Source organism: Streptomyces rubrogriseus (assembly GCF_027947575.1).
Lineage (GTDB): Bacteria > Actinomycetota > Actinomycetes > Streptomycetales > Streptomycetaceae > Streptomyces > Streptomyces rubrogriseus.
Genome location: NZ_CP116256.1, coordinates 2,902,396 through 2,920,353 on the forward strand (window position 1 = coordinate 2,902,396; position 17,958 = coordinate 2,920,353).

Annotated in this window: 13 protein-coding genes; 6 read left to right on the forward strand and 7 right to left on the reverse strand. The window is 74.0% G+C overall.

All coding sequences use genetic code 11. The annotated features are described in order from the left end of the window. Positions 1-15: 15 nt before the first annotated feature. Both Sru02f_RS13295 and Sru02f_RS13300 read right to left on the reverse strand, forming a co-directional pair. A complete protein-coding gene (locus tag Sru02f_RS13295; protein WP_109030227.1) occupies positions 16-1,704 on the reverse strand; it encodes a DUF885 domain-containing protein in 1,689 nt (562 codons plus the stop codon). 78 nt (positions 1,705-1,782) lie between these two features. After that, positions 1,783-2,328 carry an Lrp/AsnC family transcriptional regulator gene (locus Sru02f_RS13300; protein ID WP_109030228.1) on the reverse strand — a complete coding sequence of 182 codons (546 nt, stop codon included), beginning with the start codon at positions 2,326-2,328 and terminating at the stop codon, positions 1,783-1,785. A 59-nt stretch (positions 2,329-2,387) separates the two neighbouring features. On the opposite strand from Sru02f_RS13300, the gene Sru02f_RS13305 reads away from it, so the two are divergent. Then, entirely contained in the window at positions 2,388-3,611 is a 1,224-nt protein-coding gene (locus Sru02f_RS13305; RefSeq protein WP_109030229.1) for a trans-sulfuration enzyme family protein, read from the forward strand. Positions 3,612-3,634: 23 nt separating this feature from the next. On the opposite strand, the gene Sru02f_RS13310 is transcribed toward Sru02f_RS13305, so the two are convergent. The 5 genes from Sru02f_RS13310 to pdxR all read right to left on the reverse strand — a co-directional run bounded on the left by Sru02f_RS13310 (position 3,635) and on the right by pdxR (position 12,599). Further along, entirely contained in the window at positions 3,635-4,993 is a 1,359-nt protein-coding gene (locus Sru02f_RS13310) for a GNAT family N-acetyltransferase (RefSeq protein ID WP_109030230.1), read from the reverse strand. 115 nt (positions 4,994-5,108) lie between these two features. Further along, positions 5,109-7,832 (reverse strand): DUF7825 domain-containing protein, encoded by a 2,724-nt coding sequence (locus Sru02f_RS13315; RefSeq protein WP_109030231.1) that lies wholly within the window; start codon positions 7,830-7,832, stop codon positions 5,109-5,111. Next, positions 7,829-9,232 carry an SWIM zinc finger family protein gene (locus tag Sru02f_RS13320; RefSeq protein ID WP_109030232.1) on the reverse strand — a complete coding sequence of 468 codons (1,404 nt, stop codon included), beginning with the start codon at positions 9,230-9,232 and terminating at the stop codon, positions 7,829-7,831. The genes Sru02f_RS13315 and Sru02f_RS13320 overlap by 4 nt, the downstream gene beginning before the upstream one ends. Positions 9,233-9,382: 150 nt before the next feature. Continuing rightward, positions 9,383-10,969 carry an alkaline phosphatase D family protein gene (locus Sru02f_RS13325; protein WP_109030233.1) on the reverse strand — a complete coding sequence of 529 codons (1,587 nt, stop codon included), beginning with the start codon at positions 10,967-10,969 and terminating at the stop codon, positions 9,383-9,385. A gap of 175 nt (positions 10,970-11,144) precedes the next feature. Beyond that, positions 11,145-12,599, reverse strand: a complete 1,455-nt coding sequence (gene pdxR / locus Sru02f_RS13330; RefSeq protein ID WP_109030234.1) for a MocR-like pyridoxine biosynthesis transcription factor PdxR — start codon at positions 12,597-12,599, stop codon at positions 11,145-11,147. Positions 12,600-12,761: 162 nt separating this feature from the next. Between pdxR and Sru02f_RS13335 the strand changes: the two genes are divergently transcribed. The 5 genes from Sru02f_RS13335 (at position 12,762) to Sru02f_RS13355 (ending at position 17,941) form a co-directional block, all read left to right on the forward strand. Next, positions 12,762-13,268: a hypothetical protein gene (locus tag Sru02f_RS13335; RefSeq protein WP_109030235.1), complete on the forward strand. Its 507-nt coding sequence runs from the start codon at positions 12,762-12,764 to the stop codon at positions 13,266-13,268. Then, a complete protein-coding gene (locus Sru02f_RS13340) occupies positions 13,252-14,214 on the forward strand; it encodes a bifunctional lysylphosphatidylglycerol flippase/synthetase MprF (protein ID WP_109030236.1) in 963 nt (320 codons plus the stop codon). The genes Sru02f_RS13335 and Sru02f_RS13340 overlap by 17 nt, the downstream gene beginning before the upstream one ends. Positions 14,215-14,286: 72 nt before the next feature. Further along, on the forward strand, positions 14,287-15,420 hold the full coding sequence (locus tag Sru02f_RS13345) for an acyl-CoA dehydrogenase family protein (RefSeq protein ID WP_109031400.1): 1,134 nt from the start codon (positions 14,287-14,289) through the stop codon (positions 15,418-15,420). A 56-nt stretch (positions 15,421-15,476) separates the two neighbouring features. After that, positions 15,477-16,598, forward strand: coding sequence for an SDR family oxidoreductase (locus Sru02f_RS13350; protein ID WP_109030237.1), 1,122 nt, complete (start codon positions 15,477-15,479; stop codon positions 16,596-16,598). Next, positions 16,595-17,941: an aspartate aminotransferase family protein gene (locus Sru02f_RS13355; RefSeq protein WP_109030238.1), complete on the forward strand. Its 1,347-nt coding sequence runs from the start codon at positions 16,595-16,597 to the stop codon at positions 17,939-17,941. Before Sru02f_RS13350 ends, Sru02f_RS13355 begins: the two co-directional genes overlap by 4 nt. The last annotated feature ends 17 nt before the right edge of the window (positions 17,942-17,958 follow it).

Below are 17,958 nucleotides of genomic sequence, written 5' to 3' on the forward strand. Positions count from 1 at the left end.
GGGCCGCCCCGGGCGTCACAGCCGCGACAGCTCGTCCACCAGGTCGTCCAGGCCCAGCGAGCCCTGGGAGAGGGCCGCCATGTGCCACGCCTTCGGGTCGAACGCGTCACCGTGCCGCTCGCGGGCCTTCTCCCGGCCCAGCAGCCACGCCCGCTCACCGAGCTTGTAGCCGATCGCCTGGCCCGGGATCGTCAGGTACCGGGTCAGCTCGCTCTCCACGAAGTCCGCCGGGCGGCTGCTGTGCGCGCCGAAGAACTCCTGGGCCAGCTTCGGCGTCCAGCGCTCACCCGGGTGGAACGGCGAGTCCGCCGGGATCTCCAGCTCCAGGTGCATGCCGATGTCCACGATGACCCGGGCGGCCCGCATCATCTGGGCGTCCAGGTAGCCGAGGCGCTGCTCCGCGTCCGTGAGGTAACCCAGCTCGTCCATCAGCCGCTCCGCGTACAGCGCCCAGCCCTCGGCGTTGGCGCTGACCATGCCGACCGAAGCCTGGTAGCGGGAGAGGTCCTCCGCCACGTGCGTCCACTGGGCGAGCTGGAGGTGGTGGCCGGGCACGCCCTCGTGGTACCAGGTCGACACCAGGTCGTACACGGGGAAGCGGGTCTGGCCCATCGTCGGCAGCCAGGTGCGGCCGGGGCGGGAGAAGTCCTCCGAGGGGGACGTGTAGTAGGGCGCGGCCGCGCTGCCGGGCGGGGCGATGTGCGACTCCACCCGCCGGACCCGCTCGGCGAGTTCGAAGTGCGTGCCGTCCAGCTGCTCGATCGCCTGGTCCATCAGGCCCTGCAGCCAGTCGCGGACCTCGTCGACGCCCTCGATGTGCTTGCCGTGCTCGTCCAGGTGGGCCAGCGCCACCCACGGCGTCTCGGCGCCCGGCAGGATCTTCTCGGCCTCCGCCTTCATCTCGGCCAGCAGGCGGTGGTACTCGGCCCAGCCGTACGCGTACGCCTCGTCCAGGTCCAGGTCGGTGCCGTTGTAGTAACGGGACCAGCGGGCGTAGCGCTCCCGGCCCACCGTGTTCGGGGCGCCCTCGACGGCCGGGGCGTACACGTCGCGCATCCAGTCCCGCAGCTCGACCACGGCCGCGGTCGCGCCCCGGGCGGCCTCGTCCAGCTCCGCGCGCAGCGCCTCGGGGCCGTCGGCGGCGAAGTCCTCGAACCAGCCGCGGCCTTCGCCCGTGTCCGCCCACTCACCGAGCTGCTCGACGAAGGTGGCGGTCGGCCGCGGCGCCGCGTACAGCTCGCGCTCCAGGCCCAGCGACAGGGACGCGCGGTAGCCCGCGAACGCCGCCGGGACCGCCCGCAGGCGCTCCGCGATCTGGGCCCAGTCCTCGTCGGTGCCGGTCGGGGTGAGGGTGAAGACCTCGCGCACCGAGTGGGCGGCGGTGCCCATGTTGCCGACCGAACGCAGGCCCTCGTCGGCCTCGTGCACCGCGATCTCGGCGGTGAGGCGCTCACGCAGCAGCCGGGCGCAGCGCCGCTCCACGTCGCTGTCACCGCCCGGCCGGCGCTCCGCCTCGTCCAGCCGGGCGAGGGTGGTGCGGGCCAGCTCCGCGAGGGCCTCCTGCCCGGCGGGTGAGAAGTCGGGCAGACGGCTGGAACTCTCCGCGACACCGAGATACGTACCGGTGACCGGGTCGAGGGCGATGAGCTCGTCGACGTACGCGTCGGCGACCTCGCGGGGCAGCGGGCTCTTGGTCTCTGACATGCGGACATCCTCATACGGATACCGGTGCCGCGTCAGCCCGGTGGACCGGGCCCGACCGTGCGGGCGGCCGGATTTCGCTCAGGGCGTGGCCGTCGACGCCGGGGCTGCCGTAGACGCCGGGGCTGCCGGGGGCCCGGGTGCGGCCGGGGCCGCGGCCGGCGGCAGCAGGGGGCCGCACTCCCACTGCTGGAAGATCAGCCGGGTCTCGACCCGGGCCACTTCGCGCCGGGACGTGAACCCGTCCAGGACCAGCCGCTGCAGGTCCGCCATGTCCGCCACCGCGACATGCACGAGGTAGTCGTCCGGGCCGGTGAGGTGGAAGACGGTGCGCGACTCCGGCAGCGCCCGGATCCGCTCCACGAACGGGCCCACCAGCTCCCGCCGGTGCGGCCGCACCTGCACCAGCAGCAGCGCCTGGAGACCGCGCCCCAGCTTCGCCGGGTCCAGCTCGAGCCGGTGGCCGAGGATCACCCCGGCCCGCCGCAGCCGGGTCACCCGGTCGAGACACGTCGACGGGGCGACGCCGACCTGGGCGGCGAGGTCGCGGTAGGTGGTCCGGGCGTCGTTCTGCAGCAGCCGCAGCAGATGGAGATCCACCGGATCCAGTACGACGGAATCGGCCATGGCCCGAACGTAGCACGGAGTACTGCCCCGCCGTCCCGGTCGGTGTTCACCCTTCGGCCATGGACTCAGCGCGCACGCACACGTCACCACTCGACGACGTACGCTCCACCGCACCCACGGGCAGGGCATTGGCCACCGAGGCCGTGCACGCCGGCCGCGACGACCTCGCCGCCCAGGGTCTGCACGCCCCGCCCATCGACCTGTCCACGACCTACCCGTCGTACGACAGCCGCGGCGAGGCCGCCCGCATCGACGCGTTCGCCGCGACCGGTGCCGAGCCGGACGGACCGCCGGTCTACGGACGCCTCGGCAACCCGACCGTGGCCCGCTTCGAGACGGCACTGGCCCGGCTGGAGGGGACCGAGGCCGCCGTCGCCTTCGCCAGCGGCATGGCCGCGCTGAGCGCGGTCCTGCTGGTCCGCGGCTCGATGGGGCTGCGCCACGTCGTCGCCGTACGGCCCCTGTACGGCTGCAGCGACCACCTGCTGACCGCCGGACTGCTCGGGTCCGAGGTCACCTGGACCGACCCGGCGGGTGTCGCGGACGCGCTGCGCCCGGACACCGGACTGGTGCTCGTGGAGTCGCCGGCCAACCCGACGCTGGCCGAGGTCGACCTGCGGGCCGTCGCCCACGCCTGCGGATCGGTGCCGCTGCTCGTGGACAACACCTTCGCCACGCCCGTGCTCCAGCGCCCCGCCGAGCACGGCGCCCGGCTGGTGCTGCACAGCGCCACCAAGTACCTGGGCGGGCACGGGGACGTACTGGCGGGCGTGGTCGCCTGTGACGAGGAGTTCGCCGGGCGGCTGCGACAGGTCCGCTTCGCCACCGGTGGAGTGCTGCACCCGCTGGCCGGCTACCTCCTGCTGCGGGGGCTGTCCACCCTGCCCGTGCGGGTACGGGCCGCCTCTGCCAACGCCGCCGAACTGGCCGGGCGGCTGGCCGCCGACCCGCGGGTGGCCCGCGTCCACTACCCGCGCATCGGCGGTGCGATGGTCTCCTTCGAGGTCCACGGCGACCCGCACGCGGTCATCGGCGGCGTCCGGCTGATCACCCCGGCCGTGAGCCTCGGCAGCGTCGACACGCTCATCCAGCATCCGGCGTCGATCAGCCACCGCATCGTGGACGCGGACGACCGGCGGGGGGCCGGGGTCGGCGACCGGCTGCTGCGGCTGTCGGTCGGCCTGGAGGACGTCGACGACCTGTGGGCCGACCTGGACCGGGCGCTCGGAGAGCGGGCGGCCGGGGCCGTCCCGCCGCGGGAGGCGCTGGCGACGGCCGACTGACCGCGCCACGCGCCCGCCGCCCGTCACTCCCGGCCGATCCGCTCCGCCTGCGCCAGCCGTGCCGCGGCTCGGGCGGCCGGGTCCAGGCGGGCCGTGACGACCAGGGTCCCCTCCTCGATCTGGTAGTCGAGGGGGAGGCCCAGACCACGCATCGCGGCGACCATGCCGGTGTTCGACGCCTGCGTGATCGCGTACACGCTCTCGCAGCCCGCGTCGGCCGCCATCGCCACCAGCCGGGCCAGGAGTTCGCCGCCGATGCCACGGCGCTGCCACCCGTCCTCGACGAGCAGCGCGACCTCCGTCTCGTCCCCGTCCCACAACAGGTGGCCGAGTCCCACGATCCGCCCCGAGGCGGTCTGCACGGCGAGGGTGCGGCCGAAGCGGGGGCTGAGCAGGTGGTTGAGGTACCGGTCGGCGTCCCCGACCGGGCCGTGGTACCGCATCCCCAGCGTCCGCGCCGAGCAGCGCTCGTGCATCGCCTTCGCGGCCGGAACGTCACGCGTGTCGGCCCGGCGGACCGTGATGTCGCTGCCCTCGGGCAGCGTCAGCACGTCCCGGCCGCGCGGGACCCGCGGACCGAGCCGGGCGTCCAGCTCGACCAGCGCCCGCGCCCGCGCGAACTCGGCCGGAGTGAACGGCAGATGAGGCCGCTCCACGCTGATCACCCCGCCCTCGGGGGCGCGCAGCCGCAGCACGGTGTCCTCCAGCGCGCCCTCCGGCGGTACCGCGGCCGCCGCTCGTGCCCCCGCCCCGCCGGCCGCGGGCGCGGGGAGGGACCTGATGGTGCAGCGGCCCAGCAACTGACGCAGTGCCAGCGGGAGTTCCGCCGCGTCCAGGGCGGTGCGGGCGGCCAGGCCCAGCACCCGGGTGGGTGCGTCGACCAGGTCGTGGGCGTCCGCCCGCTCGGTCCAGGTCCGGGCACCGCCCGCCGTCGTCACCACGTCGGCCAGCTCGGCCGCGCTCAGCTCGCCCGGGGCACGGAGCAGGAACTCGTCCACCGTGCCCTCGGTCAGCGGGTGCGTCTGCAGGCTCAGGATGTCGATCCGCCGGTCGGCGAGGGCCGCGCAGAGCACGGCCAGCGACCCCGGCGCGTCCCGCACCGTCGTGCGCATCCGCCACAGCGCGCTCTCACCGCCGGGCCCGGACCCGCCCGGCTCGCTCCCGTCCGGCCCGGTTCCGTCCGGTCCGGTCCCGGCCGGCCGCTCGGCGGTCGGCGGCCGGGCGCCGGTATCGTCGGCCGGCGGCGCCTGCCCGTGGCGTCGTGACCACCGGGTGTGGAAACCCGCCGTGGCGAACAGTGCCGCCAGCGAGGCCAGCACCAGGGCGGGCACCGTGGGACCGTGGTCGACGAGGCGCGCCACGGCATCCGTCACATCAGACATGTCTCGACTCATGCACCCACTGTGAAGGAACGGTGTTGCGTGATCACGAACGCTCTGTGACCGATGGGTAAAGAAGGCTTCTGGGGTGTTCTCGCCTTTCGGGTGGATATGCGCGTCAGGCGGCCGCGGGTGCCGCCGCCAGCGCCTCCCGCAGCCGCCGCGCCTGTGTCACCAGCCGTGACGTACCGCGGCGGTCCGCCACCCCCGACAGGTGCGGCAGATGGCCCCGTTCGCCCGTCAGCTCGGCGCACTCGGCCGCCACGGCCAGCAGTTCACCGAGCCCACGGGCCGACGATGCCGTGGCGCCACCGGTGGAGAGATCGGCGAGCAGCACGGGGAGCACCTGGCGCAGGACCGCCCACACCGTGGCATTCGCCCCCGTCGACGCGGCGGTGCGCACCGCGTCCGCCAGCCGCGCCGGTTTCACCGCGCCGCGCCGCACCAACTGGCCGAGATCCGCGCCCAGTCGGTCGGCTTCGAGCCGACCGCGCGCCGCCAGTACGAGCAGGGCGTCCACCGCGGCGAGCCGGTCCTCGGCGTGCCGCGCACCCAGTCCGTACGCCACGGACAGATGCACCGCCTCGCCCACCTCGCCGTCCGCGTCGGCGAGGTGGGGCAACACCGCGGCGGCGGTGCCCTGCTGGTCGTGCACGGCCGCCTCGGACACGTCCCGCAGCAGCCGCGCGGCCACCAACTCCGGTCGCTCGGGCAGCAGAGCGAACCAGTGCGGTCGCATCGCGCCGCTCCAGTGACTGCAGTACCAGTGGTCCGAGTCAGGGTTCACCGGACGCCCAAGCAGCCGCAGGGCGGCGGGGAACTCCTCCGCCCGGAGGTCGGGCACCTCACCGAGTTCCACCAGGATCCGGGTGTCCGACGTCCGCCGGGTGACGGACGGGGCGGCCCGCTCGGTGAGCAACCGGCGCGCGAGCCGCTCCCCCTCCTCGGTGCCCAGCGCCGCCGCGCGTTCCGCCGCCGCGAGCGCCGCCGGGCGGTCGTCCCGCCGCACCCGCAGCAGCGCCTGGCCGAAGTCGACCGCCGCGACCCGGGCGCCCGTGCGGCGGTAGGCGTCCAGGCGGTCCACCAGCTCGTCGGGTTCGAGCAGACCCGTGCCCCAGGTGGGGGTGGCCAGCAGGAACGGCTGGGGATCGGTGCGCAGCCGGTGCGCCACCTCCCAGACGCGGGCCTCGAAGGGGCGGGCCAGGGAGTTGTGCGCGCAGCCGGAGTTCGTCAACCCGTCGCGGACCACGCGGTGCAAGGTGTCCGTCCGGACCTTCCCGTACAAGGTCGCCAGGAGCAGGTCGAAGGCGCGCGCGTCGTCGAACAGTTCGTGGCGGCGGGCGAAGAAGTCGTCGGGCCGGTGGCCGTGCCGCGGCTCCCCCTCGGCCCACCAGCGGCGGGCGACCACCGGTTCCAGGGCCTCGAGCAGGGCGTCCCGGTCCAGGTGCGCGTGCCGGACCAGCCCGTCCAGGGCGCGCTCGAACACGGACACGTCGCTCCCGGCAGCCAGCAACGCGCTGATCTCCTCGGCGACTTCGACGGCCGCCGCGGGAGCGGGGGCTAGGCGCACCCGCTGCGGCGGCGGAGGCAGTACCTCCTCGTGGGCCACGGGCAGCGCGTCCGGCGGTGTCGCCCCCAGGGTGCGCACCGCCCGGGCGCGCAGGGCGGGGATCAACTGCTCGGCCGCCCCGGCCAGCTCCTCCCGGACTTCCACGGCGGTGACCTTGCCGACATGCCGCTCGACCAGCTTCAGCGCCCGCTCCTGCGCGTCGGAGTCCTCGTGCCCGAACGCCCGGGCGGCGGCGGGCAGCAACTCACCGGCCGCGGACCGGTTCTTGGTGAGTACCTTGCCGAGCAGCACGAGCTGGGCCCGCACCAGCTTCTTCTCGGTGCGGAACAGCACCGCCTCGGTCATCTCCGCCAACCGCCGCGGGGACAACTCTCCGGCCAGGGCCAGGGCGGCCAGCACCGACTGGGCGTGGGAGGCCACCGTCGGCATCGCGTCCGAGGCGAGCGCCGTCCAGTCGGCCGTCCGCCGGCGCTCCTCCTCGCGGGTCAGGGCCAGGTCCTTCAGCAGACGCAGGAACACCCGTAGCTCGGCCGGTGCGCCCCCGCGCAGCAGCCGTGCCACGCACGCGTCGACCACGGCCCGTCGGTCGAGCACGCCCTCGCCGGTCAGCCCCGCCAGGGCGCTGGTCCAGCTCTCGGGTCCGTCGCCGGACAGCCATCCGAGCTGCGCGCCGACGCCTTCGGTGCGGAAGAGGGCGGCGACCAGCTCCGCGAGGTGCGGGTCCCGGCGCAGGCGGTCGCCGACCGTCCCACCGCGCTGCCAGCCGCCGCCGACGTGGGCGAGCCAGCCCTGGACGTACGCCTCCGTCGTCGGCACCGGGCAGCCGGACAACCGCACCAGGCCGGCCATCAGCTCGTACGACACGTTGGAAGCGGCCGGTCGCTGGGCGAGGCGGTGCGCCACGTCGGCCAGCCACCCGCGATCGCGGTCGCCCAGCACATGCAGCAGGACCGCCGGAGACGCCTGCGACCAGCGCATGTCGACGGCCGCGAGCCAGTTCGCCACGGCCGCGGCGCCGGTCTGGCACGCCGCCCCGGCCGCGTGCAGCGCCGGATGGGCCCGGCGGGAGTCCGCGGACCAGCGGGCCGCCTTCAGCTCCTGTCGGACCGACTTCAACTCGGGGAAACAGGCGCGCCGCTGCGCATCGGTCATGCCGTCGAGCAGCGCCACGACCTCGGCCGTCCGACCCGCTCGCACCGCCGCCACCAGCAGCCCCGTCGTGTCCGCAGCCGCAGCCGCAGTCGCCACCCCACTCGCCGCCGTCGTCGTCATCGCGCACCCCCGTCGACCCGAACCGCACCCTGCGGCTCGCCGGAACCCCGCCGTACCATCCGCACCGCCAGCGCGTGCTTGCACGGACCGCGCCCGCCCCGGTACTTGGCCCACCACAGGCAGCTGCACGAGAGCACCCCCGCCTCCTCGCGCACCCGGTGCACATGACCGTCCTCGGCCGTGACCGTCCCGATCGCACCGTCCAGGACGACCCGGCCCGCCGCCACCAGGGCGCGGGCCGAACGCAGCCGGGGATTGTGCCGCTCCACGCGCTCCGCGTCGTACGGCAGCTCCCGGTGGAAGTAGGCCGCCTCGGCGGTGTCGTACCCGACGCGCCCCGAGGTGCCGAGGCGGACCAGCGCCGCACGCACCCGCTCGGCGGTCAGGCCCGAGGCGGTGGCCAGGTCGGCGATGTCGATCCGGGGCTCCCAGGCGAGGAGCACCGAGATCAGCTCGGCGTCCGCGGCCGCCTCGTCGGTGGCGAGCGCGTCGAGGACACCGCCCTCACCGGAGAACCCGCGGGCGGCGTCGGGGGACAGGGTGAGGGTGAGCCGCATACCCGGCAGGAGCACCTCCCAGGCGGAGGCCGTGGCGGAGGCCCCCGAGGCGACCGCCGGTCCGTAGACCCGCAGGGCCGTGGCGTGCCGCAGTACGCGGTGCAGCGCGACCAGCCGCTCGGGACCGGGCAGGCACACCGCGCCGGGCACCGCGCGCGTCGTCGGCCGCAGTGAACGCCCGGAGGGCACCACCCACCGGGGGCCGGTCGCCGCGCTCCTGCCGGCGCGGGGCAGCGCACGCAGGAAGCGCACCGCCTCGGCCGCGTCCAGTTCGGCCCGCAGGTCGAAGCCGGCCGCTATGACCTGGGCCTCGGCGAAACCGCGCAGCCACCGGTCGGGCAGCGGCACCTTCTTCTCGACGACCGGGCCGTCCAGCGTGGTCACCGCCAATTCCTCGGGACCCACCCGCAGGTGCAGCGGGTCGTCGGCGCCGATCCGGGACAGGGCCTCGCGCAAGGGGTTGTTGACGTCGACGTTGGTCGTGCCGTGTCCGACCTCGCCGCCGTCGAGGCCCGCCTCCAGCACGTCCAGGCGGGCGTAGACCCCGCCGCAGCCGGAGAAGGACTCGAAGCGGAGCCGGTCGCCGCTGCCCGTCACCACCGGGTCGAGCGAGGCCCGCAGCTGCGGCTGGTAGTACCGCGCGGCGGCCACGTCGGCCACCGCGAGCAGCGCCGTGGCCGCCTTCTGCGGCGTCGTCAGGAAGCCCGCGAAGAACCGCGGATGGTCCACGGCGCCGGCCGGCGTCGCACCCCGGGAGGTCTCCAGCCCCAGGTGCTGCCCGCCCGCAGCGGATTCCAGCACGGAGGGTCGTCGATAGGCCACGGCCTGCAAAGATCGCGTCATGGAAAAACCGTAGAGGCGACCACTGACAATCGTTTTGACCTGCGGAAACAACCGAGTTGAAGGGGAAGTCGAAACACCCGCCGCAGGGCGGCGCAGGGCCGCGCACCGGGGGATGACGCCGGTGCGCGGCACAGCCGACAGGGTACGGGACTACTGGCCCACCCGGCCGGGTCGGAGCACCTTCGTGAACAGCACCGTGCCGTCCTGTTCGCGCAACCGCACCGTCATCTCGGCGCTGCCGCCGTCGATGTCCACCTCGCCGAAGAACTGGTAGCCGCCCGCGGGGGAGACGTTCGAGGCGGTCGGCGCCTTCACGAAGACCCGTTCGGGACCGAAGGTGCCGTCCAGCGCGCTGGCCGGGAAGGCGCCCGCGTTGAGCGGCCCGGACACGAACTCCCAGAACGGCTCGAAGTCACTGAACGCGGCCCGCGACGGCTGGTAGTGCTGGGCCGAGGTGTGGTGCACGTCCGCCGTCAGCCACACGGTGCCGGTGATCCTGCGGTGCTTGACGAAGCGCAGCAGTTCGGCGATCTGCAGCTCGCGGCCCAGGGGTGCGCCGGGGTCGCCCTGCGCGATCGCCTCGATGTGGGGCGCGCCCTCGGTGGTGTCCGGCACGACGAGACCGATCGGCATGTCCGCCGCGATGACCTTCCACACGGCACGCGACCGCGCCAGCTCCCGCTTGAGCCACTCCAACTGCTCGCGGCCCAGGATGCCCTGCGGGTCCACGGTCTGTTCGCCGGGGGAGTTGGCGTTGCGGAACGTCCGCATGTCCAGGACGAACACGTCGAGCAGCGGGCCCTGGCGCAGCACCCGGTGGACCCGACCCTCGCGCGCGCCGGGGCGCAGGGAGGAGACCGGGAAGTACTCGCCGAACGCGCGCCGGGCGCGGGCCGCCAGGACGTCGACGCTCTTCTCGGTGTACCGGTCGTCCGTGTCCGCGATCACCTGGCCCGGGTACCAGTTGTTGCGCACCTCGTGGTCGTCCCACTGGACGATCGACGGGACCTGCGCGTTGAAGCGCCGCAGGTTCTCGTCGAGCAGGTTGTAGCGGAAGTTGCCGCGGAACTCGGCGAGGGTCTCGGCGACCTTGGACTTCTCCTCGGTCGTGATGTTCCGCCAGATGCCGCCGTCGGGCAGGGCGGCCGTCTCCGCGATGGGGCCGTCCGCGTAGATGTTGTCGCCGCTGCACAGGAAGAAGTCCGGGTCCAGGGCGCCCATGGCGTCGTAGATGCGGTAGCCGCCGAGGTCGGGGTTGATGCCCCAGCCCTGGCCCGCGAGGTCGCCGGACCACACGAAGCGCACGCCGTCGCGCCGGCGGACCGGCACGGTGCGGAAGGTCCCGGTGACCGGCTCGCCGGTGCGGCGCGGGTCGTCCGGGTCGGCGAGGAGCACGCGGTAGTGGATCTGCTCGCCCGGCGGCAGGCCGCGCAGCCGGGTGGTGCCGGTGAAGTCGGTGTCGCGCCCGAGCAGCGGGCCGTGCCACCGGTGCGGGTGGCGGAACGACTCGGTCGCCGACGTCTCGACGATCATCCGGGCCGGCCGGTCCGACCGCACCCACACCAGACCGGAGTGGGAGGTCACGTCTCCGGCCTGCACGCCCCAGCCCGCCCCCGGCCGCCCGGAACGGGCGAACGCCGGCGCCGTCCCGAGGGCGGTGGGCAGGGTCAGGGCGGCCGACGCGGCGAGCGAACCGCGCAGCACGCCGCGGCGGCCGGGCAGCGGACGGTGTGACATGGATGCGCCTCCAGAGACGGGATCCGGCCCGTTGCCGGGGTGCGTTCGGGCCATGTGCAGAGCCAGACCTACTGGCACGGCGCGGCGCCCACGGAAATTCCGGGTGAACAACCCGGACGAGCGAGTGACGCGCGACCCTCGGGCCCGTGCGCCCGCGCGAGGCAGACGCGCCACGTCACACGGCCTGTGCCATCCTCGCCACCCCTGCCCGGATCCGTCCCGGCGACAGATGGGCGTACCCCAGGACCAGCCGCACCTCCTGCGCCCGTGCTCCGGCCGCCCCGCCGGGCCCGTAGGCCGACAGCGGGCGCACCGCGATGCCCGCCTCCGTCACGCGCGCGAGGAAGCGCTCCTCGGGACCGTGCCGCCCGGGAAGCGTGGCGATGGCGTGCAGCCCGGCGGCGATGCCGGTGACGCGTGCGCCGGGGAAGTGCTCCGCAAGCGCCGCGACCAGGGCGTCGCGGCGCTCCCGGTAGGCGCGCTGGCAGACGCGGAGCTGGCGGTCGTAGTCGCCGCGCTCGACGAAGCGGGCGAAGAGCGCCTGGTCGAGGGCCGGGTGCCCGAGGTCGGTGGTCCGCTTGCGCTCGACGACGTCGTCCGCCAGCCAGTCCGGCACCAGCAGCCAGCCCAGCCGCAGCCCCGGCGCCAGGGACTTGCTCACCGAGCCCGTGTAGGCGACGCGTTCCGGATCGAGCCCCTGGAGCGCGCCCACGGGGGCACGGTCGTAGCGGAAGTCGCCGTCGTAGTCGTCCTCCAGGACGAGGCCGTCCACGGACCGTGCCCAGTCGAGCAGTTCGGCGCGCCGCCGCGCCGAGTAGGCGATCCCGGTGGGGAACTGGTGGGCCGGTGTCGTCACCACGAGCCGGACGCCCGACGCGTACAGCGGGCCCGTGGCGAGGCCCTCGTCGTCCAGGGAGAGGGGCACGGTGCCGAGGCCCGCCGCGGCGTACAGGGCGTGGTGCTGGGGGCTGCCGGGGTCCTCGACACCGGCGGTGCGCGTCCCGCGCGCGTGGAGCACGCTCGCCAGTAGCGAGGTGGCCTGTGCCACGCCGGAGACCACCATGATCCGTTCCGGGTCGGCCACCACGCCCCGGCGCCGCGCGAGCAGCTCGGCCAGCGCGGTCCGCAGCCGGGGCAGCCCGCGCGGGTCGGGGTAGCCGAGGCTCTCGTGCGGCAGCTCCGTCAGCACGCCCCGCTGCGCGGCGGCCCACGCCGAGCGCGGGAAGAGCGACAGATCCGGTGTCCCCGGCACGAAGTCGACGCGATCGGAGGGGGAGCGCGGGGCGAGATCACGCGCGCGCGGACGGGCGGCCCGTACGGCGTCCCCCACCCACGTCCCCGCGCCCCGCCCGCTGCGCAGATAGCCCTCGGCCGTCAGCTGCTCGTATGCCTCCGTCACCAGCCCCCGCGACACCTTGAGGTCGGACGCCAGGTCCCGGCTGGACGGGAGGCGGGTGCCCGGCGTGAGCCGGCCCGAGCGGACCGCGTCGCGCAGGGCCTCCTGCAAGGCGCGGCCACGCGCGCGTGCCGGAGCCGAGGCGGCGGGCAGCAGCAACTCCCAGGCCGCACTGCCGGCGGCGGAGCCCGGAGGGCCGCCAGGAGGGCCGCCCGGGCCGGTCGACGGCGTCATGAAAGAAGTCCCCCCGAACATCACGTCCGCACCACGTCTTCCCAATCGTCTCCACTTTACGAGGGGTTGGACCCGCTGGTGCGTAAACCGGAGTGACAGACCACAGCGAGGGGGCAGGCCGAGGTCGCGCCCCGGAATCGTACGCGCAATCCAGGAGCGCCCGTGGACGCCAAGAACCGTTTCGAGACGAAGACCACCTTCGCTCTCTCCCGACTCGAATGGCTGGGCTTTCTCACCGTATCGGTCGTACTCGCATTCCAGCATCTCGCGGAAATCCGCTGGGCCGTCTTCGTGCTGCTGTTCGCGGTGATCGACGTCGTCGGATACCTGCCCGGCGCGATCGCCTTCCGGCGCAGCCCGGACGGACACGTTCCGCGCGCCTGCTACGTGGCCTACAACACCATGCACAGCCTGGTCACAGCTGGTGTCATGGCCGGGGCGTGGGCGCTGTTCGTCGGGCCGGAATGGGCGCTGCTGGCCCTCCCGATCCACCTCATGGGCGACCGGGCCCTCTTCGGGAACTCCCTCAAACCCTTCGGTGTCTCCTTCGAGCCGGAAACCACCCCGGAGTTCCGCAGGTTCGAGCAGCGGTACCACTCGGCGGCGGACTCCGGTGAAAGCGCCGCCGTGCGGACTTCCGTGGAGGACGCCGATGCCCTCCGTGCTTGACACACTCGCCGCGCACAGCGACAACCCCAGTTCCTTTCTCGCCCTCAACAGCGGCAACGCGTACTTCCACGACGGCGGGTTCGACGGCGCCTGCGCCTATCGCACCTCGGGCCGCTACGTACTGCAATTCGGCGGCCCGTTCACCGCGCCGGAACACCGTGCCCGCCTGCTGGACGCGTTCGCCGCCCACGCCGGCCGCCGTCTGGTCGCCGTGCAACTGCAACGGGCGGACGCCGAGCTGTACGCGGCGCACGGCTTCACGGTCAACCAGCTCGGGGCGTCGTACGCGGTCGACCTGAGCCGTTTCACGCTGCGCGGCTCACGGTTCGTCCGGCTGCGGAACAAGATCTCGCGCGCCCGGCGGGCGGGCCTGGAGGTCGCCGAGGTCGTGGCTGGCGACGACTGCGCCGAACTGGACCGGATCGACCAGTGCTGGCTGCGGGACAAGGGCCGGCACGTCAAGGAGCTGCGCTTCCTGGTCGGCCAGCGCGACGGTAGCCTGCAGCGGCACCGCCGGCTGTTCGTCGGCCGGATCGACGGCGAGACGGCCGGCTACATCAACTACTCGCCGGTCTACGGCAGCCGCTCCGGCTGGCTGCACGACCTCAGCCGGCGCCGCCCCGACGCTCCGCCCGGCGTGATGGAGGCGCTCAACGCCACCGTCATGGAACGGCTGACCGCCGAAGGAGCGGGCTGGCTGCACTTCGGCTTCACGCCGTTCACCGGGCTCGACCCGGAGCACGAACTGCCCGGTGCCAGCCGTGTGTTCACCCGGTTCGCCCGTCTCCTGGCCGAGCGCGGCGACGTGATCTACCCGGCGGCCTCCCAGCTCGAGTACAAGCAGAAGTGGGCCCCGCACGTGGTCCTGCCGGAGTACATCGCCTTCCGCGGCAGGCCCCGCCCCGGCGCGGTCTGGCAGTTGCTGCGCGCCACCAACGCCCTCTGAGCCACCGCGTCCACGGCCGCCCGAGTGCCGCGCCGATTCCGTATGCATCCCACCCTGGAGGACCGCACGCCCATGAGATTCCTAGAGCGTGAACGCGCCACCCTCGCGAAGCTGCTGCCCGAACTGGACCCCGCCCTGCACGAGACCCCGCTGATGGAGCTGGAGCGGCCGGGCAGCCCGGGCATCCGGCACTTCCGGGACAGCGGCGGTCCAGGACTGCTCGTCCCCGAGGCCCACCAGGGCCGGGGCGCCACCGCGCTCGACGCCCTGCGCGTGCAGCGGGCCATCGGCAGCCGCTCGCCGTCGCTGGCCGTGGCCACCACCATGCACCACTTCTCCATGGCCACCCTGGTCGGGATCGGCGGCCTCGGCGACGGCTTGGAGTGGATGCTGATCGAGGGCGTGGCCTCGTCCAACCGCGTGATCGCCTCCGGTTTCGCCGAGGGCCGCAGCGGCGCGGGCATCCTCGACCCGTCGGTGACCGCCACGGTGACCGCGGACGGCGTCCGGATCAACGGCGTCAAACGGCCGTGCAGCCTGGCCCACTCCATGGACGTGCTCACCGCCAGCGTGCTGATCCCGCGCGAGGACGGGCAGGGCGACGAACTCGCCGTGGCCGTCGTGCCCGCGGAGAGCGAGGGGATGAGCGTCAGCGGCTTCTGGTCCAGCGCCTTCCTCGCCGGGGCCGAGAGCGAACAGGTCACGCTCACCGACGTCCTCGTACCGCCGGAACTCCTGCTGCGCACCGGGACCACCTCCGGTGAACAGCTCGACGAACTCCAGACGGCCGGTCTGATCTGGTTCCAGACGCTGATGACGGGCAGCTACCTCGGCGCCGCGAGCGCGCTGGTGGAGCGGGTGCTGCTGAACGACCGCATCCCCGAGCACGAGCGGGTACGCCTCTTCGTCGAGACCGAGGCCGCCATGGCCACCGCCGAGAGCGTGGCCCGGCGTATCGACGCCGGTGACCTCGACGAGTCGGCGCTCGCACAGGCGTTGTACGTGCGCTACGGCGTCCAGGACGCCATCGCCCGAGTCGTCCCGCGCGCGGTCGAACTCCTCGGCGGCCTCAACTTCATGACGTCCGACGAGGTGGGCCACCTGGCCGCCTGCGCCAACGGACTCTCCCTGCACCCGCCGTCGCGCCCCCGGATGACCGCCCAGTTCTCCGCGTACCTGGCGGACCGGCCACTCGCCATCGCCTGACCGCGCCCCCCACCGTCCATCGGTGGGCCGAGACCCGTTGGGAGAACCCACCCCCCATGCCGTCAGACAACCAGCGTCTCGCCCTCCTGCCCGTCGGCCGTACGGGACGACTCGACCGCCCCTCCCTGCTGCTCACCGGCGGTTCCGGAGTGCTCGGACGTGCCCTGATCGACGAGCTCTCACCCGACTTCGACCTGCTGTGCCTGCGCCGCGACACACCCTTGCGCGATCCGCGGGTGCGCGAGCTCCAGGGCGACCTGGTCGCTCCCCGGCTCGGCCTGAGCCCGCTGGCCTGGCACGAACTGGCCCTCGAGGTGGACGTGGTGCTGCACTGCGCCGCCGAGACCAACTGGCGGACCCCGCCACAGGAGATCACGCGCACCAATCTGCGCGGTGCCGACAACGTGCTCGACCTGGCGGCCCGGGCCGACGCCCCGCTGTACCTGGTGAGTACCGCGTTCGTGGCCAACACCCGCATCGAGGAGGACCGTCGGCGCTTCCCGGGTGCGGCCGCCCACCTCGACTCCACGGCCGGGGCCGAACAGATGACACGCGAGGCGGGCGTGCCCGGCGCCATCGTCCGGCCCTCGGTCGTCTTGGGTGACTCCGTCAGCGGGCGGACCGCCGGTCAGCGGGGGCTGACCAGGATGATCGGCTCGATGGTCCTGGGGCAGGCCCCGGTGCTGCCCGGAGCCCCCGAGGCCCGGATCGACATGGTGCCCCGGGACTATGTCTCGCGGGCCATCGGCGACCTGGTCCGGGGCGGTGTGGCCGACGGAGAGTACTGGCTGACGGCCGGCAAGGAGGCCATTGGCCTGCGGGAGTTCGCCGACGTCTGCGCGGACGTCGCCGTACGCCACGGCCTGCCCCGGCCCCAGCGCCCCCGGTTCATCCCCGTCGATGCCGTTCACCGGATGCTCCTGCCCATGCCGGCGGACACCTCGCTGCCCGCGTCCCTCCGGCGGCGCCTGGAGTACTACGCGGAACTGCTGCTGGTGTTCCAGCGGGACCTGCCCTTCGACACCTCCCTCGGCGAACCCGACTGCGGCACCCGCCCGACCCGGACCGACATCCGGGCCGCGCTCGTACGCAACGCCGAGAGCTGGGCCGGGGACAGGGCCGGCCTGCTCGGACGGAACCGATCCGCCGCGACCGCCCCCATGGAGGTGGCTTCATGACCATGTCACCCCCGTCCACCGGGACCACCGCCCCGTCCTCCGGCCTCCGGACTACCGGGTCCGACTCCGAGGCTGCCGGGCCGCGCGCCGGAACCGCCGCGCCGGCCGACCGGCCCGACGTCGTGGACCTCTACCTCAAGCACATCGGCTCCGGCCGTGCCGTGATGGGCCGCGTCATGGGCGGCATGGCCGAGGTCCGCTCCGAGGGAGTCTGGATCCACACCGACGACGGCCGCCGCTTCCTGGACTTCGGCGGCTACGGCGTCTTCATCATGGGCCACCGCCACCCGGCCGTCGTCGAAGCGGTGCACCGGCAGATCGACACCCATCCGCTGGCCAGCCGCGTCCTACTCGAACCCGTCGCCGCCCGGGCCGCCCAGGCCCTGGCCGCCCACACCCCGCCCGGCCTCGACTACGTCCACTTCGTCAACTCCGGCGCCGAGGCCACCGAGGCGGCCCTGAAACTGGCCCGCGCCCACGGACTCACCTCGGTGATCACCACCCGCAGCGGCTTCCACGGCAAGACCCTCGGCGCGCTGAGCGTCACCGCCAACGCCACGTACCAGACGCCCTTCCAGCCCCTGCTCCCGGACGTCACCCAGGTGGCCTACGACGACCCGGCCGACCTCGAACAGGCGCTGGCCGCCCACCGCGACCGGGCCTGCGTCATCGTCGAACCCGTCCAGGGCGAGGGCGGCGTACGCATCCCCCGCCCCGGCTACCTCGGCCAGGTGCGGGCGCTGTGCCAGGCGTACGGCGCCCTGCTGGTCGTCGACGAGATCCAGACCGGCATGGGACGGCTGGGCACCTGGTGGGGCGTCGACGCCGAGGGCGTGCGTCCGGACGTGCTGCTCGTCGGCAAGGGACTCAGCGGCGGTGTCGTACCGGTCGCCGCGATGGTCGCCACCGCGGAGGCATACGCCCCCTTCAGCCGCGACCCCTACCTGCACACCTCCACCTTCGGCGCCTCGCCGATCGCCTGCGCCGCCGCCCTCGCCACGGTACGGGCCATGGAGGAGGAGGACACCGTGGCCCGGGCCGCCGCGCTCGGCCCGCGCATCCTCACCGCCGTACGGGAGGTGTGCGCGCCGTACCAGGGCGGACTGGTCCGCGAAGTGCGCGGCCGGGGTCTGCTGATCGGCATCGAGTTCGCCGAAGAACAGGCGGTCGGCGAACTCCTGCTGGAACTGATCTCCCGCGGTGTGCTCGTCAACAACTCCCTCAACTCCACCCGGGTGCTGCGGCTGACCCCGCCGGCCCTGGTCGAAGACTCCGCCCTCGACCTGTTCCTCACCACCCTCGGCGCGGCCCTGCGCGGCACGGCCGACCGTATGACCGGCTGACACCGGCTCCTGGCGCC